The sequence below is a fragment of the Exiguobacterium sp. SH3S3 genome, from assembly GCF_004337115.1.
Taxonomy (GTDB): Bacteria; Bacillota; Bacilli; order Exiguobacteriales; family Exiguobacteriaceae; genus Exiguobacterium; species Exiguobacterium aurantiacum_A.
Map to the genome: position 1 here is coordinate 53,512 of NZ_SJUU01000003.1, position 22,288 is coordinate 75,799.

The following is a 22,288-nucleotide window of genomic DNA, read 5'->3' on the forward strand; positions in this document are numbered from 1 at the left end:
GTGGGCTTTTTGTTAACGTGTCCATTCAAAATATTTTCGGGCGAGCTCGGTGAGCGGGCTCTCGAAGAGCCGCTTCCGCCAGTATAGATCGGCCGCTTTCTTAACGGCCTCACTCCGCGAAGGATACGGATAGATCATACGTGACAACTTGCCGATCTTATCGCCGCGTTGCATCGCATAGACGACGATCTGCATCCAATCGCCAGCCGTCATCCCGACCGCGTGTCCTCCGAGAATCTTGCCGTTCTTCCGGGTGATGATTTTGACGAAGCCTGTCTCTTGGCGATCGGCGACGAACCGATCGACTTCGGACAGCTTCGCCTCAAAGATTTCGATGTCATCCCCGTGACGCTCACGCGCCTCGGCCTCGGTCAATCCGACATGGAACACTTCCGGGTCGGTAAACGTGATCCAAGGCATCTTGCTGTAATCGACCTTGTTCCATAGCCCGAATAAGGCGTTGGCGACGACCGCCTTGCCTTCTTCGCCGGCCGCATGTGTGAACGGTAACGTCTTGATCGTATCTCCGATGGCGAAGATGTGGGACTGTGACGTCCGATACGTCGACGTCACATCGACATAGCCATCTTTCACGTCGACTTTCGCCCGATCAAGGCGAAGTTCTTCGATGCGTGGAACACGTCCTGTCGCCATGAGCAGTTTTCCCGCCTCATACTCGACAGTTTCCCCATCGACTTCGGCTGTGACTTTGATGCGTCCTGCCACTTCAGCAATCTGTTTGACCTTGACACCGATTTCTAGATGCAGCGCCATCTCAAGCTGTGAGCGGAGCAACGCACTGACAGACTCGTCTTCTTTCGGTAAGAACGTGTCTTGTGCCTCGAGCACGGTCACTTGGCTACCGAGCCGTGCGAACGACTGCGCCAGCTCAAGCCCGACCGTACCAGCCCCGATAACGATGATGCTCTCGGGGAGCGTCTCTTCTTCAAACACGTTTTCATTCGTTAAGTAGGAAACGCTGTCCAATCCATCGATTGGCGGGACGGTCGGTTTCGACCCGGTCGCGATGACGAACTTTTTACCGATCAGTAAATCGTCACCGACTTTCAGTTCGTACGGGCTTTGGAACGACGCTTCCCCGATGTACACATCGACCCCGATCTTTTCGAAACGCTCCGTCCCATCGTGTTCTTGAATGATCGCCCGCGCTTTGTCGACTCGTGCCTTCGTCGTCTTATAATGATCGCGCCCGTCAAACTCGGCTCCGAGCACACGTGCGGCCTGCATCATCGAACTCGCATCTTTCGAGGCTGCGATGAGCGCCTTCGACGGGATACAGCCGACGTGGAGACAATCGCCGCCTAGATGTTTTTTCTTCTCAATGAGTGCGACTTTCACACCTAAATTCGCGGCACCGGCTGCTACCGTCATCCCGGCCGCGCCTCCCCCGATTACAATCAACTGATAGTCCTTCATCCCATCAACCTCCGATATCGTTTGCTTACGTCGTCCATCCGTTTCCGGTTCACACCGAAGTCGGAATGACCGAGTCGTGAAGCAGAACGAAATTCTACTTGTCTCGCTTCATCGTCAAATAAAAATTCCACATCATCTTTAAAACGCATCAGTTTCGAAGAGACGACGTAATGGAGCGTGTCCGTCGTCTCTTCGGCAAGTTCAGTCCGAGGCAGCTGCCCCATCACCATTTTGATGGTTTCGACCGTTTGATTGCGGTCTTTTCCATACGGAAGCGGGTCCATGTGCAGCGCTTTGATCGACGTTTGTGTCGATACGGCATTCGGACTTCCTTTCAACGGTTTCAATGTTTTTGCGGCCAAGACAAAAAACCTCCCTCATTCTACATACAATTGTATGTATCCTGAATTCGGAAGGTTTAACCCTTTTATTGCAGTTCGCTCGGGTCGAGCGGTAACAGAACTGTCACAGTCGTCCCTTGTCTGACTTCACTTTCGATGACAAGTTTCCCTTCATGCGCCTCGATCAACTCCTTAGCGATCGCAAGGCCGAGGCCGCTGCTTCCTTTCGTCACTTGCGCTTGATAGAACATTTCCGTGATGCGCTGCAAGTGTTCTTTCGAGATGCCAGGTCCTTGATCGATAATCGAGATGAAGGCGACCCGCTCCGACTGGACGAAGCGAACCGTGAGCGTCCCGCCGACTGGTGAGAACCGGATCGCGTTTTCAAGTAAGTTTAAGAATACTTGCTTGAGCCGGTTCTCATCGAATAGACCGACCGACTTGGCCGGGTAGCGCTCGATCAACGTAATCTGCTTATCTTCAAGCGATTGTTTCAGTTGAATCGTTACTTTACGTAACAGTGAGACGAGATCGAGTTCTTGACGATAGAGCACGAGACGACTCTCCTCGATTTTCGTGTAGTCGAGCAATTGCTCGACGAGACCGATCATGCGCTCGGTCTCCGAATGAATGATACTCAGACCGAGCTCTGTCTCGTCTGACAGTTGTTCGTCCCCGCCTCGGATCGTCTCAGTCCAGCCTTTGATGGAAGTGAGCGGTGTCCTAAGCTCATGGGAGACGTTCGACAAGAATTCGTTGCGCGTCGATTGGTGCTGTTGCACTTTAGCGCCTAAGTAAGTCAGCGTCCGGGCAAGCGCCCCGAGCTCGTGCTTCTCGTTCGAATATACCTCGACGTCGAAATCACCTTGCGCCATCTCGTCAGCCGTCTCAATAATCTCGCGGATCGGACGGACGAATCGGTCCGCGATTCGGATGACCGCGTATAGCGCCACGAGCCAAATCAAGACACCGATCATGAGGACCGCCATCCAAATCTCGCGGATGAGCGTGTCTAAGTCTGCGAGCGGACGCGTGAAACTGATGGCGAACTCGCTCGTCCCCTCGGTCATGATCGGGCTCGTCACCGACAGAAAGTGCTCCTCGCTCACGTCATAGTCTTGGACGACCGACTCGCCTCTAGCGAGACGCTCGAGCTGCTCAGGTGTATACGACGCTTGTTGTGCTCGCTGTCCGGTTGTTTTTATAATCGCGCCAGAGCGGTCGACCATCGTCAAATCGGTACCCGGATACCCGAACGTCCGGACGAGAACCGAGAACGCGCTCGGTGTCTCAAATCCGACTTGTGCCTGTGGATACAAATAAGCGCTTGTCGTCGCATGGCTGACCAACGCATCGGACTCATACTCGTAGTAATAACGGTACGTACCGTACGACAGGACGCTTACGAGCAGTAAGAGCACGAGTGTCACGACAATCATCATGCGGATGACGAGCTGTTGTCTCATCCGTCATGTCTCCGCCACTTATAGCCATGCCCCCATAGCGTCTCGATATAAGCCGGATGGCTCGGGTCGTCTTCAATCTTTTGCCGTAAGCGGCGAATGTTGACGTCCACCGTCTTCCGGTCCCCAAAGTAGTTGATGCCCCAAACCGCGTCAAGAAGTGCGTCGCGTGATAAGACGACTTCTTCGTTTTGGACGAGATGACAGATCAAGTCATATTCGGTCGGCGTCAAATCGATCGATTGTCCGTATTTCGTCACTTGTTTCGCCGCCAAGTCGATGGCGAACGGTCCTGACTTGAGACGTTTCTTCTCTTTGCGCTTCACTTTTTCAACGCGTCGCAGGAGCGCATGAATGCGCGCGATGAGCTCGCCCGGGCTGAACGGCTTGGCGATATAGTCGTCCGCCCCTTTCCCGAGACCTTCGATTTTATCTTCTTCAAGCGTGCGTGCCGTCAACATGATGATCCCGACGTTCTCGTCTAAGTCACGAATCGCGGCGCACGCTTCAAAGCCGTCCATCTCAGGCATCATGACGTCTAGCAAGACGATATCGAACGGTTCACGATCGAATGCGGTGACCGCTTCACGGCCGTTCGTCGCCTCAAAGACATCAAATCCGGCTCGTTTTAAATTTACGATGATAAAGCTGCGAATCGCATGCTCATCTTCGGCTACTAATATCCGATTCATATTTCCACCTCTTCTGGAGTTCACTACTCTACATTATAGTTACGTTTTTGCGACAAGGTTGTCAATTGACCTCAAATCGTATTAGGATGGAGTCATTAGATTCTAAAGGAGGACTCCTTACCACTATGAGTTATAACATGATTGTTTTAGATATGGACGATACGCTCCTCACGAGCGACCACACGATTTCCCCTGTCACGAAAGCGGCGTTGCTTGACGTCCAAGAACGCGGCCATAAAGTCGTTTTAGCAAGCGGACGTCCGACGTACGCCATGTGGGCAGCGGCCCGTGAGCTTGAGCTCGCCAAATATGGTAGTTACATCTTGTCATTCAACGGTGCTTCAATCATCAATTGTGAAACAAATGAAGAAATCTTCTCGAGCACGTTAATGCCGGACACAGTCGCCCACCTCCATGATATCAGTGTCCGGGAGGAAATCGCGATTCATACGTACATCGGTAACGAAATCGTAACCGATCAGCCGAACCCGTATACCGATATCGAAGGCGAATTGACGGGCATGCCGGTCATCCACGTCAACGATTTCAAAGAAACCGTCACGACCCCTGTCGTCAAATGCCTCATGCTCGGCGATGGCGACACGCTCGCTCCAATCGAGACGAAGCTGCAACTCGAGCTCGAAGGCAAGCTCGCCGTCGCCCGTTCGAAACCGTTCTTCCTCGAGTTCACGGAAGCCGGTGTGACGAAAGGGACGAGTCTCGCCTTTTTGGCTGACCACGTCGGAATCGACCAAGCACACGTCATCGCTTGCGGAGACGGCAACAACGACTTGACGATGATCGAATGGGCCGGACTCGGTGTCGCCATGGGCAACGCCAACGCCACAGTCAAAGGGAAAGCTGACTTCATCACGAAGTCAAACAATGAAGATGGGATCGCCCACGTCATCGAGACGTACATGAGCAGTGTCGTTACGACTCGTTAAGTGACAAACTGTGTTTGAACCAAGGAGGAATCACGATGAATAAAGGATTGAAACGAGCTGGACTCGGACTAGTCGGAACGGCCGTCGCCGGTGCCGCCTACGTCTTCTTGTCACCGAAGCCTGCGTCCCGTCTCGTCAAAACTTCATTTACTGGAGGCAAGGAAGTCGCGATCAAAGGATTCGACGAAGTCGTTCAAAAGACGTCGGTCCGTAAAGACATCGATTACTATTCTGCCTACGAGAACGGGACGTTCGATTTGATTCGCTATGAAGGCGATAAGCATGTCGTCCCGACGATTTTTTGGGTGCACGGTGGCTCGTTCGTTGGCGGTGATAAGGCTGATGTGTTCAAGTATGCGACGTCGATTGCAAGCAACGGCTACAACGTCGTCAGCATCAACTACGCCCTCGCCCCGGACGTCACGTATCCGGTGCCGCTCCAGCAAATCGAAGAGGCGTACACGTATATTACCGACAACAACGATCGCTTCCGACTCGATCTCGACCGCGTCTTCTTCGCCGGAGACTCGAACGGAGCGCAGCTCGTCGCCCAATTCATCGGGATTCAACTGAACGATGACTATGCACCGTCAGCCGAAGTGAATCAAGTCGTCCCGCAAGACTCGATCCTCGGCGCGGTTCTCTTGTCTGGCCCGTATGATTTGAAACGGACGATTCTCGAGTCTTCGAAAGCCGTCAACCGTTTCTTGTTCAAGCGGATCGGTTGGGCCTACTTCGGGACGTACAATTGGGAGAACCTCCCCGTCGTCACCGAAGCGTCCCCTCTCGTCAACATCCCGGCCACGTTCGTCCCGACGTTCATCACCGACGGGAACACGGGGTCGTTCGAGACGCAAGCGAAAGAGTTCGCGACAATTCTCTCCGGACGGACTGATGTGACGAGCGTCTTCTATAATCGAGACGAATACGAACTCGGAAACAGCTATCACTTCGAGATGGATCAACCAGCAGCCAGCTCAACGTATCGTCGCTTGATCACGTTCTTGCGCGAAACGACCAAATAAAAACAACCCCGACTTTGAAAAAAGTCGGGGTTGTTTGCGTTATTTGAGCAAATCCATTGCGCGGCCAATCAGCTCGTTGCGAGAGTCTGAAGTTTTCCGTAACGCTTGTAGCCGGTCGATGAGTGCTTGACGAAGCTCGTCTGACTGAACGAGTTCCAAGCATTCAATCTGAGCCAACCAGGCGTCCGCATGCTCCGAGAGGACCATCGGGACGAGAGCGTCGATCGACTCCCCTTGTTCACGCATGAGCCGGATGCGATTGAAGAGCGGGTCGTCTTCCGTCCACGTCCGGGCGTCCCGTTCGATTTGAACCGGTTTCTCTAGGACGACGAGCTCTTCGACGTCCGTGCCCGGGAAGATCGACGGTAACGAATCGTGTCTCACTTCAAGCGTCGCGAGCTCGATTTGTTTGCCGTCGATGTGCACGCTCACGTCTTCTAGCGTGATCGCGTCTGTCGTCTCGCTGACGATGCGACCATCGAGGCGAACGTCCGCTTCCGCGAGCGCTTCTTGGATTGGTCCATCTAAAACGAGTAGTCCGTGATTGCTCCAATTGCGAAGCTGGCCGTGGTCAACTTTCACGCAGTCCCCCCATTGAACGAGGGCAACTCGGCCCGTGTTCGTCACGTGTCGAACCGTTCCGACACGGTCGGTCCCATCTTCGAGTCGGATCGTCGATTGACTTCCTGAGGCGAGCGCCTTCTCAAGCGATGCGATTCCGCCCGTGTGGACGGCCATCCGTGATTCGAGTTCATCGAGCGCATCCGTCAACGCCTCGAAGTCAGGGATGACGAACAGTTCACTTTGCATATTCGTCACATCCTGTTTCGTCTCTAGCGCATGCTCGAGGTTGAACGGATGTTTCGTGACGGCGTCGGTCAGGCAGTGACGGCTCTCGCCGACCGAAGACAACAGTCCGGCCCCGTAAATGAGCGGGCGCTCGATGTCGCCGATCAGTCCGAACTCGACCGTCCACCAAAAGATACGTGCCACTTGCTGCGCTTCGGAGAAGCCCGTCACTTGCGCTTTCGCTTCATGCAGCGCTTCTAAGGCGGCTTTGACATCCGCTTCCGTCGAGTTGGCATTCTCTTTCACGATCGTCAGTCGTTTGAGTGCCGCGAACGAGGCGTGTTCCTCACGATTCATGAACGCTTTCGCGCCAAGTTGACCGAACCGTTTCACGATTTTAGAAAACTCAGGGTCCATCAGCATCGGCGCGTGACCGGCCGCCTCATGGATAATGTCTGGTGCCGGGCTGTACAAGATGTTCTCGACTTTCCGGATGTCGGTCGCGACCGGTAACATCCCGTTCCCTTGGAAGTCAAAGAACGCGACGCCAGGAATCAATCCGTCGACCGCGACCGTCGACCAACCGGCCGCTCGCATCTCGGCGGTCATTTTTTCGACGTCCGGGAGGCGTTCTGGTCCCATGCCTGTCTTTTTCAACCCTTCGATGTAGAACGGATGGGCCTTGCCTTCGAGCGTATGCAAATTGAGCCGTAATACGAAGCGCCACACCGCGTGATCGGTCGGTGTGTACTCGTTGTAAAACTGGGGCGAGATATGAGGCGCCAAGTGGCGTGGGATTGATTGTGTGAGCATGATATTTCCTCCTTTTGTCTACTGGACGTCAAAAAGTCCCTATCGATTCACTCGATAGGGACGACTTAGCCGCGGTACCACCCTGATTACTAGACGTTGTCTAGTCACTCTAATCCGATAACGGGGGACCGCTCACATGTGAGAGCTCACAAACTGTAATTCGATTCATCTTTTGGGCGTGTTCGCAGCACCACACGCTCTCTGGGCCAGGGAAGATGTCTCTACTTCGGTTTGATCATCGCTTTTGTTACTGTTATGCAGTTATGCTTCTATGCGAACTTGCTTTTAAGCGTTAAAGTATCTTGTTGGTTGTAACTTTACCAAATCGTTTTGTCGACGTCAACAAAAAAACAGTCCGCAACTGCGAACTGTCACAAACACCAATCAATTTCAGGCTGTCCCCACTGTTTCAGCAAATCGTTCACTTGCGAGAACGGACGGGATCCGAAGAAGCCGCGGTGTGCCGACAGCGGACTCGGGTGGACCGATGTCAAGATCGCGTGCTGCGGCCCGATCAGCTTTTGTTTCTTTTTGGCATCGTTTCCCCAAAGAATAAACACGATCGGTTGCTCACGCTTCCCGAGTTGCTCGATGATCGAGTCCGTGAACTGAACCCATCCTTGTCCGCGGTGTGATCCGGCCTTACTCGCTTCGACCGTGAGCGCCGTGTTGAGCAACAATACGCCTTGGCGGGCCCAGTTCTCTAAATTCCCGCTCTTCGGCACGCTACAACCCAAGTCTTCATGCAACTCTTGAAAGATGTTGCGCAGCGATGGTGGAAAACGGACACCGTCTTGGACCGAGAAGCTGAGTCCGTGCGCCTGATTCGGACCGTGATACGGGTCTTGGCCGAGGATGACACATTTGACGTCTTTAAACTTCGTGTAGACGAACGCGTTCCAAATGTCTTCCCGTGGCGGATAGACGGTCGTCGTCGTGTACGCCTCATCGACGAACGCTTTCAAGTCAACGAAGTACGGCTGCTCCATCTCCGCTTCAATGATGTCGCTCCAGTCGCCGAGCAAGCGGTCTGATAACTGTTCTTCCATTCGATTCGCCCCTTTCCGTCTTATCATACCCGAATCGATGGCACACAAAAAGACGAGCCCAGTGGACTCGTCCGATGATTATACTATGACTGTGCCTGCTACTTCTTTCGCAAGTGCTTCTGCTTTCGCTGTCGCGTCAGCAACGATGTCTTCGATCTTGTCTGGGAACTGGTTCATTCCTTCAACCGCAAGTGTCGTTACTTCGTTCACGCCGACGAACGCAAGCGCTTGACGGAGGTACGCGTCTGCAAAGTTGAGGTCTGTACCTGTGTAGATGCCGCCTGTGCCTTGAATGTGAATCGCTTGTTTGTTCTCAAGGAGACCGACTGGCCCTTGCTCTGTGTAACGGAACGTCTTGCCAGCTGAGAGGACGCTATCGAGGAACATCTTCATGCGTGCTGGGAAGAAGAAGTTCCACATCGGCGTCGCGAACACGTAAAGGTCTGCTTCCATGAACTTCTCGAGCATGCCGTTCATCGTCGCGACTTTTGAAGCTTCGACGTCTGTGAGTGCTTCACCAGACGCGAATTTTCCCCAAGCGCTTAACACGTCGCCATCGATTTCTTGGACGTCGACATCGTAAAGCTCGATTGCTTCGACTTCAAACGATGCGTTCTCTTGTTGAAGTTTCGTCATGAACGCCTCGGCAACTTGTTTGCTGTATGACAATTCTGTCGGTTTTGGGTTAGCTGATACGTATAATACTTTATTCATAATGGGTTCCTCCACTGGTAATCTCTATTTTGATAACAACAGTTAAAACTATATCATCTGTATATCTCACCGTCAATTATTTCAACTTCAAGATAATTGACAAAAAAACAGGCAGGCGTTATTTGCCTGCCGCGTTGTAGCCGACGCGTTTCAATAAATCGATCAACGTCTCGGTCTCTTGTTCGCTGAGCGGTCCATAAATATCTTTGAAGATTTCAATATGCTCAGGATAGACGACGTCCATCAATTGCTTGCCTTCGCCTGTCAACGATGCATACGTGACACGACGGTCTGACGGACAGGCGACGCGCTCGATGAGCCCTCGCTTCTCAAGCTTGTCGATCACATACGTGACGCTGCCACTCGTGATCAAAATTTGATCACCGATTTGTTGCAGCGGCGTATCTCCTCGTTTATACAATACGGATAGAACACCGAACTCTGTTGAATTCAATTGGTGGCGTCTAAGATCGTCTTTGACACGATCACTGATTGCGTCCATCGCTCTTGCTAAGACGACCCATGCCTTCAATTCGAGTGATTCAATCATGTCGGTTTCACCTCAATTCGTTCATCATTTACCTTTAGTATAGCAGGACATGAGCAGTATACGTCGCTAAAAACACTTCGTCAAGAAACTTCTCCGTTGTCGCGTCTCCTTGAAACGTTTAGAATAGAACTATTGTGATTTTTAGAAAGGGTGGACGGTATGCGTGAGTATTATGAGATTTCATTGACGATTAAAGCAGGCTATTTGAGTTCGGTCATCGAGTTGTTGAACCGGGAAGGCATCGCCCCTGACTATGCCCTTGAAAAAGAAGGCGCGGTCTTTTTACTGTTCAACCACTTGCCATGGCCGAACGTCACGCGCGAACCGCACGCAGTCGAGCGTTTCTTGTTGACGTTGGCGCGCGAAGACTACCTGTTCGTCAAGACGAAACGAAAATCGCCCGTACCCGGCCATGAACCGGTCGCCTGCATGGGAGCGTATGATTCGCCTTTCCACGAATATTTGAAAATCGAACTCGCCGTCGACGAATCCGATGCGAGCCATCTCGATATGTCGGCGTTCCGCCATTACTAAACAACGCACGCGCGTTGTTTTTTTGATGACTAGGTTCGAGTACGGACGGGAATATAGGACAATATCTGACTGATAAAGGGGAATGTCTTGAATGGATACAGCTATGTTGATCGTCAACCCATCGTCTGGGAAAGAATTAGGGAAAGAGCACGCGCCGTTCGCTGAAGAAGTGCTGCGCGAACGTTACGGAAACGTCGACATCCGTTTTACTGAAAAAGCCGACGACGCCACACACTTCGCACGAGAAGCGGCGTCGAAACAATATAAAGCCGTCGTCGCCATGGGCGGCGACGGCACGTTGAACGAGACGGTGGCCGGTCTCGCCGAAGCCGATCATCGTCCTGACTTTGGAATCATCCCGCTCGGAACGGTGAACGATTTGGCACGGGCTCTCGGCGTACCGAGCGACCCGAAAGAAGCGATTGAAGCGCTGCGAACGGCAAAACCGACACCGATGGACATTGGGAAGTATGAACACGGCTACTTCATGAACGTCATCGCCATCGGCCTCATCGCTGAGGCGGTCGATGAAGTCAGCGTCGAAGAGAAGACGAAATGGGGCCCGTTCGCCTACTTGATCGAAGGTATCAAAGCGTTCCGGGAACACAGTCCTTACTCGTTATCAGTTCAGGCCGAAGAGCATACGTTCGACGGGGACGCTTTTCTCGCCGTCATCGCGCTGACGAACTCGGTCGGCGGCTTTGAAAACTTCGAGCCTGATGCGAAGTTGAACGATGGTCTGCTTCACGTCTACTTGTTTGAGAATCTCGGTTTCACAGACGCCTTCCAGCTCGCCCCGGCCTTATTTACCGGCAAGCTTAAAGAAACAGACAGTGTGACCGCATTCCAGACGAAGCGGGTGTATATCGATTCGCCTGATTCGCTTCCGGTCAACGCCGATGGGGACACGGGCGGGAAACTCCCGCTTACGTTTGAAGTGCTCCCAAGCCATCTCCAAGTGCTGAAACCAGTCTAATCTCTCGCCTCGGCACAGAAGGCTTGATCGAGAAAGGAGAGATCGTTCGATGAACATCACACTCGTTCCGCTGCTCGAAGCGTCAGACGACATCGTCCAGACGTTCAACCGGTGGAACAACGATCCTGAAATCGTTCATTTGATCCGCCCTGCTCGCTCGGAAGAAGAACTTGCGGCCGAGCAACGGATGACCGTCGCCGACTTGACGGATCGACTTCAGACACACGATATCTTTCTCATTTACGCTGACGACAGGCTCGTCGGCGAGGTGAACGTGATGTATGACGCAAACCATCTATACGTTCAAGAACCAGGGAGTGCCTGGCTCGGACTCGTCATCGGGGAAGCGGCGGGTCGCGGCAAGGGTGCGGGCAGCGAGGCACTCCGACTTTTGGAGGAACGGCTTCGTCACCAAGGCACGCCGCGCATCGAGCTCGGCGTGTTCGGGTTCAACGAGGCGGCACACCATCTTTATAAGAAGCTCGGCTATGAAGAAATTGCGCGCATCGATGCGTTCACGTACTGGAACGAACAATTTTGGCCTGATATCCGCATGGAAAAGCGACTGACATGACAAAGACCTTCCTCAAGCGAGGAAGGTCTTTCGTCAGTTGTTCAAGTTTTCGACTTCGACGACGCGGAACCCTTTTTGTTCGAGTTTGGCGACGATCTTGTCTTTCTTCGGCTCATCACAGTCAGGCGGCAACGTGATCAAGACACGGCGAAGGACTTTACTCTTCGCGTCGAGCGTCATCAAACTCGCGATTGACGAGTATTTGCTGACGACTTTCGTGATTTTCTCGAGCGCACCTACCTGCTCGCTGAGTGCGATCGTGACGACGTAGCTGCCTGTGTCACGGCTCCACGCCTCTTCGAGCATGCCGAGCATCTTCCCGTGTGGCAAAATGCCGTAAAATTCATTGCTCTCGTCTTTTAGGACCGCGATATACGGTAACTCTTTGATCGAGAAGAAGACTTTGAAGAATCCGTCCGACTCGTGGACGTATTTCTGCGTATTTTTAATCAATTCCATGACGTTGTCGTCAAGGCTCGCGCCACTCATTCCGTGACGGTAAATATGCATCTTATAAATGTTACCGCGGAAAAATATTCCCGTCTCATCGAGGACAGGGACACAGCGGTATCCTGTCTTTTCAAGCGTATCGAGCGCTTCACGTAACGTCGCCTTTTCACTGATTGTGACGACGTCTTTTTTTGGAATGCATAAGCTATGCACTAACATGCGGTTTTCCTCCTAGCAAATTGAAAGTGGTCTACACCCTATTCATTACTATTCCCCAAATATGATTGAAATCCTGCCATCTTTTTCAAAACTTCGATTCAACCTTTGGCGGTCATGGGATTTGTCGTAACGCCTAAAAGTCGTTATAGTGAAACTATCCAAACAGACAAAGGGGATTGAACGACTATGACGATGAAAAAAGCATTAACGATCGCTGGTTCAGATACGAGTGGCGGTGCAGGCATTCAAGCTGACTTGAAGACGATGGAAGAGCTCGGTGTGTATGGCATGACCGCACTCACGGTCATCGTGGCCCAAAACCCGCATAACGCTTGGCACCATGAAGTCTTCCCGATCGATACGACGTTGATCGAGAAGCAGATTGACACCGTCCTCGCCGGAATCGGCGTCGATGCCGTCAAGACAGGGATGCTCCCGACGCCAGAAATCATCGAGCTCGCGGCTCGTAAAATTAAAGAGTACGGCATTCAAAACGCAGTCGTCGACCCGGTCATGGCTTGTAAGGGCGCCGACGAGATCCTCAACCCGGACGTCGCCGTCGCGATGCGCAAATATCTCGTCCCTGTCGCCAAAATCATCACGCCGAACTTGTTCGAAGCGCGTATGCTCGCTGGCCTCGACAAGACACCGTCGACGATGGAAGAAATCAAAGAAGCCGCACGCTTGATCCATGAGCTCGGGGCTGAAATCGTCATCGTTAAAGTCGGCGGAAAACTTGGGTTCGACACGGCGTTCGACGTCCTCTATGACGGTAACGAGTACCGTCTGCTCGAAAGTGAAAAGATCGAACCTGCTTTCACGCACGGTGGCGGTTGCACGTTCTCTTCAGCCATCGCCGCATCACTCGCGAACGGACATTCCGTCGACGAGTCGATTCGCATCGGGAAAGAGTTCATCACCGAAGCGGTCCGTCACTCGTTCCGCCTCAACCAATACGTTGGGCCGACGAACCATACCGGTTATCGTCAAAAACTAGCAACACAATCATAAACAAGGTGGCCCGGGGCGAACGTCCTGGGTCATTATTGCCATTGGAGGAGACTAGCGTGAAACCGATTCAACCTGAAACGATTCAAACGTATTTAAACGCACACGTGTCGACGCCGTTATACGCTCACGTCGAGACGACGAACGGCGCTTACGCCACGCATAACGATCCCGATTTCCATAACGCCGGGATGTTTATCCGTAACGTCGTGATCGAGTACAGCATCGGTCAAATCAAAGGAGACGGACCGTATCGAGTCGGACTAAAGCTCGATCACGGTTGGCTCTACGTCGAAGGATTGACCGATTTCGAACAACACGGTGAACAGTTGCTGCTCGCCGGGCACGACCGTCTCGGACGCCTCGCCTGCGCGCTGCATCTAGACGTCAAACCGCTCCCGCAAGGAGCATCGGAGGTGGACAGCCAATGAACGGACCGTTACTTGTTATTTTCCCACACCCGGACGACGAGGCGTTCAGCTCGGCCGGAACGATCCTTCAACATCAGAAGAACGGCTTCCCCGTCACATACGTCTGTCTGACACTTGGTGAGATGGGCCGTAATATGGGCTCGCCAATCTTCACGACACGTGAAGAACTGCCAAGAATCCGTAAACGCGAGCTCGAGGACGCCTGTGCCGTCATGGGCATCGACGATCTCCGGATGTGGGGACTGCGCGACAAGACCGTCGAATTCGAAGACGAGACCGAACTGACGAATCGCTTCAGCAAGTTGATCGCCGAAGTGAAACCGACCCGCGTCATCTCATTTTATCCAGGCTATGCCGTCCATCCCGATCATGAGGCGACGGCACGAGCGGTCGTCCGGGCGCTCCAAGAGATGGACGAAGCGAAGCGTCCCGAATTTTTAGGTGTCGCTTTCGATCACCGGACGGAAGATGAGCTCGGCAAACCTCACGTCCTCATCGAAGTCGGTCAGGAGAGTGCCGCCAAACGTGAGGCGTTGCTCGCCCACCGTTCACAGACGGAAGGGTTGCTCCGTGCAATCGACAACGCAGAAAACGCCCACGTCATGGAGTTACTCCAACGTGAGCGCTTCTATCATTATCCGTTCTCATGATTCAAACGCGTAACGCGTCATATACAGCAACAAACCTACAGTCCCTAACCCGATCAACGTTCCTAGCACGACGACGATATGTCCCATGTTCTCACCTCTACTTGGTTTTACGAACTGAATGAGTAATAAGTTTCAATAACGCGTGTGCGAACACGCGTTATTTTTATTAAAAGTACAAGACGTAGATAACGGCAGCCAAGACGAGCCGGTAAATCGCGAACGGCGTCAGTTTCACTTTGTTGATCAACTTCAAAAAGAATTTGATCGACAGCAACGCGAACAAGAACGCGCTGACGAAACCGATCAGGAAAACAGGCAGCGTGTCGACCGTGAAATAGCTCCACTTGCTGTAAAGCGAGAGCGCGCTCGCCCCGAACATGATCGGGACGGCCATGATGAACGTGAAGTCGGCCGCAGCCCGGTGACTCATCCCGAGCAACACTCCGCCCGAAATGGTCGAGCCCGAACGTGAAAAGCCTGGCCAAAGCGAGAAACATTGAATCAAGCCGACTCCAAGCGCTTGTTTGTATGTGATGTCGTCGAGTGTCGGCGTCGTCTGTCGTTTCACGCCGGACAAGTCGGCGGCAATCATGAAGAACGCACCGATGACGAGTCCGATCAATACCGTCTTAATCGAAAACAGATGCGTGTCGATGTAGTCCTCAAACATGAGTCCGAGCACGGCCGCCGGGAGCAGACCGATAAAGATATGTAGCAGGTTCAACTTTTTCGTCGGCCCTTCGTGTCGAATCGCGAGCAATTCTTTCGGATTCAATAACGCTTTGAACCGACTCCTGAAAACGACGATGACCGCTAAGATCGAACCGAGCTGAATCACGATCTTGAACGTGTTGGCTACTTCTTGACCTAGAAAACGACTCGAGTTGAGCCAAATATCGTCGACCAAGATCATATGTCCGGTTGAAGAGACAGGCGCGAATTCCGTCAATCCTTCGACGACGCCTAATAAAAAACCGATGAATAATTCATACCATTCCATTGCATTGTCCCCTACTCCAGTATTGCTTTTTATCATACACGGACGGGACGACGTTCTCTCTCGGTCTTGAGACGTAAAAAAGAGGGCGCAGTGAAATGCCCCCTTTCCCCTCATGTACATAAAAAAGCCACGGAACATGTCCGTGGCCGATAGATTATTTTAATAGGTTGAGCATCTCACGGTTAAACGCCGGAATGTCGTCCGGTTGACGGCTCGTGACGAGCTGATCTTGGCAGACGACGACTTCTTTGTCGGCATACTTCGCACCGGCATACTCCATGTCGACTTTGATCGACTTATAGCCGGTCGCGTCGCGGCCTTCGAGCGTCTTCGCCGTGATCAACAGTTGCGGCCCGTGACAGATGGCGAATACGGGTTTGTTCGCATCCATGAACGCTTTCGCGAACTGGACGAAACGTTCGTCTTCGCGCAACAAGTCAGGTGAGAATCCGCCTGGTAAGAGCAGAGCGTCAAAGTCTTCTGGCGACACATCGTCGACACTTTTGTCGATCGTGACTTTCGCCTCGCCTTGTTTGCCTTCGACGGTGTGACCGGCTGCCTTTTCGATCGTGACAACTTCGTGCCCCGCTTCCACCAATGCGTCGCGTGGACCTGTGAACTCTACGTCTTCAAACATATCCGTGATGAGCGTTGCTACTTTTGCCATATCGGAAACACTCCCTATTTTTTGTTTTACGCACATAGGGACTGTTCCACCCGTCACCGGCCATTAAACATTCAGCGGAATTTCGAGACGTACGGATTGTCCCGCTCGAAGAAGCGGTACGCATAGTCACGCGCCTCGCCGCTGTTCGGGATGCCGATGCGCGGACCGGCCTCGATTGTGTTCACGCCGTCCCCTTCGACAATGTAGAGCGGTTCGTGTTGGAGCGAGTGTCCGTATAAGTCCATCGTGATCCCGAGCGCCTTCGTCAGTTTACCGGGTCCGTTCGTCCGGTCGAACCGTTTGATGCCAGGACGATTGAATTCGATCAACTCCTGCCCGGCGACGGGTTCGATCGCCCGGATCAACACGGCTTCCGGTGAGCCAATCGGACCGCTGACGACGTTCAAGAGCGTATGCGTGTGCATTTGATACGTGTACACATGTCCAGACTGCCCGAACATGATTTCGGTCCGATTCGTCCGTCTGCCGCCAAAACTGTGGGCTGCCTGATCGACCGCCCCGAGATACGCCTCCGTCTCGACAATTTTGCCAATGATCTGTCCGTCGAGATGATCATGGACGAGATAGTGCCCGAGCAACGACCGGGCCAGTTCGAGCGTCGGTTGTTCATAAAATGATGGGTCGAGCCGTTTCATCGTCATCCCTCCTCGTCCTTATTTTCTCAAACGAGGCTTGGCGACACAAAAAAGATGCCCTGAACGCGTTCAGGACATCACTTTCATTACGATGCGAGCTTGATCGCATCACGCTGCTTCCCCAACTTCACGTAACCGAGCACGATTGAGAAGATCGGGCTGAGCCAAAGGAAGAACGCGAACGGTGCGTACTCGAGCACCGGCACGCCGAGCGTGGCGGCGAAGAAGGCACCGGACACACCCCAAGGAATGAGCGGGTTGATGACCGTCCCGCCGTCTTCAAGCGCACGCGACAAGTAACGCGGGTCGATGCCGCGGTCGATAAACCCTTGTTTGAACGCTTGTCCCGGGAGCAAGATCGACAAGTACTGCTCGCCGGCGAGCAAGTTGACGCCGATCGAGCTGAGCACGACCGACAGCACCGAGCTGCCTGGCGACTTCAGACGCTCTAGTAACGCATCGACGATTGCTTGGAACACACCGAGTTCACGGAGCAGTCCACCGAAGGCGAGGGCAATCAACACGAGGCTGACCGACCAAAGCATCGATTCGAGGCCACCGCGGTCGAGCACGGCCGCGATCGTCTCGTTCTCGACGCCCGACTTGAATCCGGCCTGCATGACACCGAACCAGTTCGAGACGTTCCAGTTACCTTGGACGAAACCGGCCGTCAATACACCGGCAAACATCCCGACGAGCATCGTCGGCAATACCGGCATCCGACGGAAGGCGAGCACGGCGACGAGGACCGGTGCGAGCAGTGTCAACCATGACAAGTTGAACCGTCCGGCGAGTGCCGTCTGTGCTTCCGCAATTTGCGTCGTGTCAGCCGCTTGACCGCTCCGTCCGAGAACTGTGAACAGGATGAGTGTGATCAAAAATGCGGGAACGGTCGTCCCCATCATGAAGCGGATATGATCGAACAGTTTGACACCGGCGACAGCTGGCGCAAAATTCGTCGTATCCGATAGCGGGCTCATCTTATCACCGAAGAGCGCACCTGACACGATGGCTCCGGCGGCGAGCGCCGGGGAAATCCCGAGTGCCATCCCGATCCCGAACAAGGCGACCCCGACGGTACCGACCGTCGTGAAGGCACTCCCTGTGAACGTCGAGACGATCATCGTGATGAGCAACACGCTCGGTAAGAACCACTGGGCTGAGATTGTATTTAAACCGATGGAGAGGATCGTCGCCACCGTACCGGACATTTGCCATACTCCGATCAGCATCCCGATCAACAATAAAATCATGATCGGCATAATCGCTTCACGAATCCCGTTGATCATCGCGGTCTCGATGCGTTTAAAGTCGCGCGTACGATAATACGCGTAACCCCCTATTAGTACCATTGTGCCAAAGATCGCCATATGTGGCGTCGCTTTGGCCAAAAACATCAGTGCGAGCAAGGAAATCCCGCTCATCAGCACGACGAATACAGCCTCTTTCCCTTTCATCTGCATCGACGTCCCCTCCTTTCAGTTCCATTATTTTCTACCTAACCGCTTAAACGCTTTTATGCATGAAAGTATGTCAGTGATGTTCTTTACTATACCTACTTCTCTTTTCCCTGTCAAACGTCTTTTTATGGTAAAGTAAACGCTCGAGGGTGACCTCCGGAGTTCGTAACCTCCTCCGACATCAAAACTAGCGAAAAAGGAAGTGTGCACGTTGCAACACGAAAAAGCATTGGTCGTCTTCAGTGGCGGTCAAGATTCAACCACTTGCCTGTTTTGGGCAAAACAACAATTCTCTCATGTGGAAGCCGTGACGTTCGCCTACGGGCAGCGCCATGACGCGGAAATCGAGGTCGCGAAAGAGATTGCGGCCGAACTCGATGTCCCGCACCACATCCTCGATTTGTCCTTACTCGGACAACTCACCTCAAACGCGTTGACGAGACATGATCTCGACATCGACAATGCGGACGTCCCAAATACGTTCGTCGATGGACGCAACCATTTATTCTTATCCTTTGCGGCCGTCATGGCCAAACAACTCGGTATGCATCACATCATCACCGGCGTCTGTGAAACCGACTTCTCGGGCTACCCGGACTGTCGCGACCAATTCGTCAAATCATTGAACGTGACGCTCAACTTGGCGATGGACTACCCGTTCGTCATCGATACGCCGCTCATGTGGCTCGATAAAAAGCAGACGTGGGAACTCGCGGACCGGCTCGGTGCGTTCGACTTCATCAAAGAGCGGACCCTTACCTGCTATAACGGTGTGCTCGGTTCAGGCTGCGGCGAATGTCCGGCGTGTGTGCTCCGTCAAAACGGGCTCGCTGCATACGAGGAGGTACGCGTATGAAACACGCCCCATTCCTCGCCCCGACGAGCGTCGAGGCCAAACAAGACGGCTCGCTCATCTACTGCCCGCACCGCGTCCAAATCGTCAAAGAAGTGACGTTCGATGCGGCCCATCACTTGTTTGATTACGATGGGAAGTGCCGAGCGCTCCACGGACATACGTACAAACTTCAAATGGGGATCAGCGGTTTCCTCGATAATCGCGGGATGACGCTCGACTTCGGTGACTTGAAAGCCATCTTTAAAGAAGAGCTCGAACCGTATCTCGACCACCGCTATTTAAATGAGTCCCTTCCATATATGAATACGACAGCAGAAAACATGTGCTATTGGATTTTCGATCAGCTCGCTAAGCACTTGCCTGACGAACGCGACGTCCGCGTCGAATTCGTCCGCCTTTATGAGACACCGACGTCATACGCCGAGTTCCGACGTGAATGGCTGGTGGACGAATGAAGATCCCTGTCCTCGAAGTGTTCGGACCGACGTTTCAAGGTGAAGGCCGTGCCATCGGACAGAAGACGATGTTCGTCCGGACCGCCGGTTGCGATTATCGCTGCGCCTGGTGCGACTCCGCCTTCACCTGGGACGGTTCGGAAAAACCCGACATGCTGACGGCTGATGACATCATCGTGCGTCTCGACGTGCTCGGAATGTACGATTACGTCACGATCTCAGGCGGCAACCCGCTCCTCATCGCCGGTATGAAAGATTTGGTCGAAAAGTTGAAGGCGCGCGGCGTCAAGCTCGCCGTCGAGACACAAGGTAGCCGGTATCAAGACTGGCTCCAAGACATCGACGACGTGACGCTCAGCCCGAAACCACCGTCGTCCGGCATGACGACCGATTGGGAAAAACTCGACGCCATCGTCGAACGGCTGCGTCCCGAACAGACGACGTTCAAAATCGCCGTGTTCGACGAAGTCGATCTCGCCTATGCGAAAGACGTCCAAACCCGCTACACCCCGGACGTCATGTACTTGTCGGCCGGCAACCCTGAGCCCGGGGCGGACGGTGACATCACCGACGCGCAGCTCAGACGTTTGAAAGAGTTGTGGGAAGACGTCGCGCGTGACCCGTCATGGCAAAGCGTCCGTGTCTTGCCGCAGCTACACACATTACTGTACGCCAACGAACGTGGCGTCTAAGGAGAAGATATCTATGAGACCAGAAGACTTACAAGACTTGTCGCTCCTCGGCCAGAAGAGCGTCCCATACATTTTTGAATACGCCCCAGACGTGCTCGAGGCGTTCCCGAACCGGCATCCGGAAAACGATTATTTCGTGAAGTTCAACGCACCGGAATTCACATCGCTCTGTCCGATCACGAATCAGCCGGACTTTGCGACGATCTACATCTCGTACATCCCGGACGAGAAACTCGTCGAGTCGAAGTCACTCAAGCTTTATTTATTCAGCTTCCGTAACCACGGCGACTTCCACGAAAACTGCATCAACGTCATCGGGAAAGATCTCGTCAAGCTGATGGAACCGCGCTACCTTGAAGTGTGGGGCAAGTTCACGCCCCGCGGCGGCATCTCGATCGACCCGTACTACAACTACGGCAAGCCGGGCACGAAGTACGAGCAAATGGCCGAACATCGCCTGTTCAACCACGACTTGTACCCTGAGACGGTCGACAACCGTTAAGCAAAAAGTAGGCGCTCATCCAATTGAGCGCCTACTTCTTTTTGTAACGATTGATTTGTTGCTTGATCGGTTCGCGGAACACGGTCGCGACGAGTGTCAACACGACAAAGACGAAGAGTGCGAGGATGACCAGCTTCATATCCCCGCTCGCGAGGCTACTACCGAGAAAATTATTAGCGAACGCCCCTGGAATCATACCGACCGAGGTCGCGAAGACATAAGCCGGGAGTCGCACTTTCGCCAAACCTGAGGCATAACTGACCAAATCAAAGTTGACGAGCGGGATCAATCGTAAGATCAAGACGTAAAAGAATCCGTCTTCTTCGATTTTGTGCTGAATCTTCTCATAATCGCTCGATTCGAAATGGCGCAGAAACCGGTCCCCGAAGCGAACCGCTACATAATAAGCGACGAGTGCGCTGAGCGTGGCGCCGATGACCGTATAGACGACACCGGGCAGCGTCCCGAACGCCAACCCGCCCGCAACCGACAAGACGGACGTCGGAAATAAAATCAACGGGCGAACGGTGAACAATAAAATATAAATGAGCGGGGCGAGCCAACCGAATTGAACGATATAATCTCGGATCTCCCCCGGTCGCAAGTCGATCCACTGATAGAGAAACGTCGCTGTCCCGAATACGAGCAAAACGACGGCAATGACCCATTGTGTTTTCCACTTGTTCATCGGTCGACCTCCCCTCTTTCTTTCATCATATCGCCTCACCTCGAAAAAGTAACGCCTTCCTTTTTTTAGGAATCACAGTGTGGTACGGTTAGAAAAAGCAGAAGGAGGAATCCCAATGTACCTGGCAGATGCCATCAAATTGAAACACCTGCTCTTGAAGCAGATTGATAAGTTGTTACAAGAAGTCGAACGGGTCGCGTTCATCGAGCTCGAGAAGGATGAGCCGCTCCCGACGATCCAATCCCGCTCGCTCGAGGATATCGAGGTCGAGCTCCAATCGATTCGGACCGACATGCGTCGTCTCGACCGCCTTGTCTGTGAAGCGCACTTGCATACCGTCATCGAGACGAACGATGGACCGCTCCCGCTCGTCGAGGCGATTGAGTTCGCCGTTCAGTTGCGAGCTCAGGCTCGGATGTATCAAGACTTGGCCGAACGTCCGAAACGCGAATTTCAATCGGGTCACGGTGAAGGCACTTCTGTCATCAAGCACGCGCTTTATGATCCGGAACTGTACCGTCTGAAGGCGCTCGACGTCGAGAAACGGGCCAACCGTATCTCAAGCGCTATCGATGCGGCCAATCACCGGACCGAAATCGATTTTGATGCGAGCCGATATATGTAAGTTGTAAAACGCGCCGGGACCTTCC

The 22,288-nt window shown here is 53.2% G+C and carries 27 protein-coding genes and 1 other annotated feature; of the genes, 13 read left to right on the forward strand and 14 right to left on the reverse strand.

Annotated elements, in window-relative coordinates; translation table 11 throughout:
* Window positions 1-12 precede the first annotated feature (12 nt).
* From EVJ28_RS03635 to EVJ28_RS03650, 4 genes are all read right to left on the reverse strand, one after another.
* The gene (locus EVJ28_RS03635) at window positions 13-1,437 is read right to left on the reverse strand and encodes a dihydrolipoyl dehydrogenase family protein (protein WP_131488028.1); all 1,425 of its coding nucleotides are present in this window, start codon (window positions 1,435-1,437) and stop codon (window positions 13-15) included.
* The gene (locus EVJ28_RS03640) at window positions 1,434-1,799 is read right to left on the reverse strand and encodes a DUF1499 domain-containing protein (RefSeq protein WP_131457891.1); all 366 of its coding nucleotides are present in this window, start codon (window positions 1,797-1,799) and stop codon (window positions 1,434-1,436) included. Before EVJ28_RS03640 ends, EVJ28_RS03635 begins: the two co-directional genes overlap by 4 nt.
* A gap of 65 nt (window positions 1,800-1,864) precedes the next feature.
* On the reverse strand, window positions 1,865-3,244 hold the full coding sequence (locus EVJ28_RS03645) for a sensor histidine kinase (protein WP_131457892.1): 1,380 nt from the start codon (window positions 3,242-3,244) through the stop codon (window positions 1,865-1,867).
* Window positions 3,241-3,933: a response regulator transcription factor gene (locus EVJ28_RS03650; RefSeq protein ID WP_131457893.1), complete on the reverse strand. Its 693-nt coding sequence runs from the start codon at window positions 3,931-3,933 to the stop codon at window positions 3,241-3,243. The genes EVJ28_RS03645 and EVJ28_RS03650 overlap by 4 nt, the downstream gene beginning before the upstream one ends.
* Before the next feature lie 125 nt (window positions 3,934-4,058).
* On the opposite strand from EVJ28_RS03650, the gene EVJ28_RS03655 reads away from it, so the two are divergent.
* Both EVJ28_RS03655 and EVJ28_RS03660 read left to right on the forward strand, forming a co-directional pair.
* Entirely contained in the window at window positions 4,059-4,880 is an 822-nt protein-coding gene (locus tag EVJ28_RS03655) for a Cof-type HAD-IIB family hydrolase (protein ID WP_131469031.1), read from the forward strand.
* Window positions 4,881-4,915: 35 nt separating this feature from the next.
* Window positions 4,916-5,905: an alpha/beta hydrolase gene (locus tag EVJ28_RS03660; protein WP_131469029.1), complete on the forward strand. Its 990-nt coding sequence runs from the start codon at window positions 4,916-4,918 to the stop codon at window positions 5,903-5,905.
* Window positions 5,906-5,944: 39 nt separating this feature from the next.
* Here EVJ28_RS03660 and EVJ28_RS03665 read toward each other — a convergent pair whose 3' ends face one another.
* From EVJ28_RS03665 to EVJ28_RS03680, 4 genes are all read right to left on the reverse strand, one after another.
* Window positions 5,945-7,507 carry an aromatic amino acid hydroxylase gene (locus tag EVJ28_RS03665; protein ID WP_131457896.1) on the reverse strand — a complete coding sequence of 521 codons (1,563 nt, stop codon included), beginning with the start codon at window positions 7,505-7,507 and terminating at the stop codon, window positions 5,945-5,947.
* 53 nt (window positions 7,508-7,560) lie between these two features.
* Window positions 7,561-7,755 (reverse strand) — a binding site (T-box leader).
* Window positions 7,756-7,878: 123 nt separating this feature from the next.
* Entirely contained in the window at window positions 7,879-8,556 is a 678-nt protein-coding gene (locus EVJ28_RS03670; protein WP_201738354.1) for a uracil-DNA glycosylase, read from the reverse strand.
* Between the two features lie 78 nt (window positions 8,557-8,634).
* Window positions 8,635-9,270 (reverse strand): FMN-dependent NADH-azoreductase, encoded by a 636-nt coding sequence (locus EVJ28_RS03675; RefSeq protein WP_131457898.1) that lies wholly within the window; start codon window positions 9,268-9,270, stop codon window positions 8,635-8,637.
* 118 nt (window positions 9,271-9,388) lie between these two features.
* Complete coding sequence (locus EVJ28_RS03680; protein ID WP_016509745.1) at window positions 9,389-9,820, reverse strand: MarR family winged helix-turn-helix transcriptional regulator; 432 nt, start codon at window positions 9,818-9,820, stop codon at window positions 9,389-9,391.
* Between the two features lie 159 nt (window positions 9,821-9,979).
* On the opposite strand from EVJ28_RS03680, the gene EVJ28_RS03685 reads away from it, so the two are divergent.
* The 3 genes from EVJ28_RS03685 to EVJ28_RS03695 all read left to right on the forward strand — a co-directional run bounded on the left by EVJ28_RS03685 (window position 9,980) and on the right by EVJ28_RS03695 (window position 11,904).
* Window positions 9,980-10,354 (forward strand): hypothetical protein, encoded by a 375-nt coding sequence (locus tag EVJ28_RS03685; RefSeq protein WP_131457899.1) that lies wholly within the window; start codon window positions 9,980-9,982, stop codon window positions 10,352-10,354.
* Window positions 10,355-10,445: 91 nt separating this feature from the next.
* The gene (locus EVJ28_RS03690) at window positions 10,446-11,330 is read left to right on the forward strand and encodes a diacylglycerol/lipid kinase family protein (RefSeq protein WP_201738353.1); all 885 of its coding nucleotides are present in this window, start codon (window positions 10,446-10,448) and stop codon (window positions 11,328-11,330) included.
* 49 nt (window positions 11,331-11,379) lie between these two features.
* The gene (locus EVJ28_RS03695; RefSeq protein WP_131469330.1) at window positions 11,380-11,904 is read left to right on the forward strand and encodes a GNAT family N-acetyltransferase; all 525 of its coding nucleotides are present in this window, start codon (window positions 11,380-11,382) and stop codon (window positions 11,902-11,904) included.
* A 33-nt stretch (window positions 11,905-11,937) separates the two neighbouring features.
* On the opposite strand, the gene cbpA is transcribed toward EVJ28_RS03695, so the two are convergent.
* Complete coding sequence (cbpA, locus tag EVJ28_RS03700) at window positions 11,938-12,573, reverse strand: cyclic di-AMP binding protein CbpA (RefSeq protein ID WP_070328318.1); 636 nt, start codon at window positions 12,571-12,573, stop codon at window positions 11,938-11,940.
* A 186-nt stretch (window positions 12,574-12,759) separates the two neighbouring features.
* Between cbpA and pdxK the strand changes: the two genes are divergently transcribed.
* From pdxK to bshB2, 3 genes are read left to right on the forward strand one after another with little or no spacing between them, the layout of a single operon-like run.
* Window positions 12,760-13,584, forward strand: a complete 825-nt coding sequence (gene pdxK, locus EVJ28_RS03705) for a pyridoxine/pyridoxal/pyridoxamine kinase (protein ID WP_071398865.1) — start codon at window positions 12,760-12,762, stop codon at window positions 13,582-13,584.
* Window positions 13,585-13,640: 56 nt separating this feature from the next.
* Window positions 13,641-14,012, forward strand: a complete 372-nt coding sequence (locus tag EVJ28_RS03710) for a YojF family protein (protein ID WP_016509734.1) — start codon at window positions 13,641-13,643, stop codon at window positions 14,010-14,012.
* Window positions 14,009-14,662 carry a bacillithiol biosynthesis deacetylase BshB2 gene (gene bshB2, locus EVJ28_RS03715; RefSeq protein WP_131457900.1) on the forward strand — a complete coding sequence of 218 codons (654 nt, stop codon included), beginning with the start codon at window positions 14,009-14,011 and terminating at the stop codon, window positions 14,660-14,662. Before EVJ28_RS03710 ends, bshB2 begins: the two co-directional genes overlap by 4 nt.
* Window positions 14,663-14,828: 166 nt before the next feature.
* On the opposite strand, the gene EVJ28_RS03720 is transcribed toward bshB2, so the two are convergent.
* The 4 genes from EVJ28_RS03720 to nhaC all read right to left on the reverse strand — a co-directional run bounded on the left by EVJ28_RS03720 (window position 14,829) and on the right by nhaC (window position 18,448).
* Window positions 14,829-15,662, reverse strand: coding sequence for an undecaprenyl-diphosphate phosphatase (locus tag EVJ28_RS03720; RefSeq protein WP_070328320.1), 834 nt, complete (start codon window positions 15,660-15,662; stop codon window positions 14,829-14,831).
* 154 nt (window positions 15,663-15,816) lie between these two features.
* On the reverse strand, window positions 15,817-16,329 hold the full coding sequence (locus tag EVJ28_RS03725; protein ID WP_131457901.1) for a type 1 glutamine amidotransferase domain-containing protein: 513 nt from the start codon (window positions 16,327-16,329) through the stop codon (window positions 15,817-15,819).
* Window positions 16,330-16,400: 71 nt separating this feature from the next.
* Window positions 16,401-16,991: a DNA-3-methyladenine glycosylase gene (locus tag EVJ28_RS03730; protein WP_131469332.1), complete on the reverse strand. Its 591-nt coding sequence runs from the start codon at window positions 16,989-16,991 to the stop codon at window positions 16,401-16,403.
* A gap of 80 nt (window positions 16,992-17,071) precedes the next feature.
* Window positions 17,072-18,448 carry a Na+/H+ antiporter NhaC gene (nhaC, locus tag EVJ28_RS03735; RefSeq protein ID WP_131457903.1) on the reverse strand — a complete coding sequence of 459 codons (1,377 nt, stop codon included), beginning with the start codon at window positions 18,446-18,448 and terminating at the stop codon, window positions 17,072-17,074.
* 208 nt (window positions 18,449-18,656) lie between these two features.
* Here nhaC and queC point away from each other — a divergent pair, with 208 nt between their 5' ends.
* Genes queC through queF form a run of 4 tightly spaced genes read left to right on the forward strand, consistent with a single transcriptional unit; the run spans window position 18,657 to window position 20,950 of the window.
* Window positions 18,657-19,301: a 7-cyano-7-deazaguanine synthase QueC gene (gene queC, locus EVJ28_RS03740; protein ID WP_035386372.1), complete on the forward strand. Its 645-nt coding sequence runs from the start codon at window positions 18,657-18,659 to the stop codon at window positions 19,299-19,301.
* Complete coding sequence (queD, locus tag EVJ28_RS03745; protein WP_131457904.1) at window positions 19,298-19,756, forward strand: 6-carboxytetrahydropterin synthase QueD; 459 nt, start codon at window positions 19,298-19,300, stop codon at window positions 19,754-19,756. The genes queC and queD overlap by 4 nt, the downstream gene beginning before the upstream one ends.
* Window positions 19,738-20,448 (forward strand): 7-carboxy-7-deazaguanine synthase QueE, encoded by a 711-nt coding sequence (gene queE, locus EVJ28_RS03750; RefSeq protein ID WP_131457905.1) that lies wholly within the window; start codon window positions 19,738-19,740, stop codon window positions 20,446-20,448. Before queD ends, queE begins: the two co-directional genes overlap by 19 nt.
* 13 nt (window positions 20,449-20,461) lie before the next feature.
* Window positions 20,462-20,950, forward strand: a complete 489-nt coding sequence (queF, locus tag EVJ28_RS03755) for a preQ(1) synthase (protein WP_070328325.1) — start codon at window positions 20,462-20,464, stop codon at window positions 20,948-20,950.
* A gap of 31 nt (window positions 20,951-20,981) precedes the next feature.
* Here queF and EVJ28_RS03760 read toward each other — a convergent pair whose 3' ends face one another.
* Window positions 20,982-21,638 carry a TVP38/TMEM64 family protein gene (locus EVJ28_RS03760; RefSeq protein WP_131457906.1) on the reverse strand — a complete coding sequence of 219 codons (657 nt, stop codon included), beginning with the start codon at window positions 21,636-21,638 and terminating at the stop codon, window positions 20,982-20,984.
* 115 nt (window positions 21,639-21,753) lie between these two features.
* On the opposite strand from EVJ28_RS03760, the gene EVJ28_RS03765 reads away from it, so the two are divergent.
* Complete coding sequence (locus EVJ28_RS03765) at window positions 21,754-22,263, forward strand: hypothetical protein (RefSeq protein WP_131457907.1); 510 nt, start codon at window positions 21,754-21,756, stop codon at window positions 22,261-22,263.
* The last annotated feature ends 25 nt before the right edge of the window (window positions 22,264-22,288 follow it).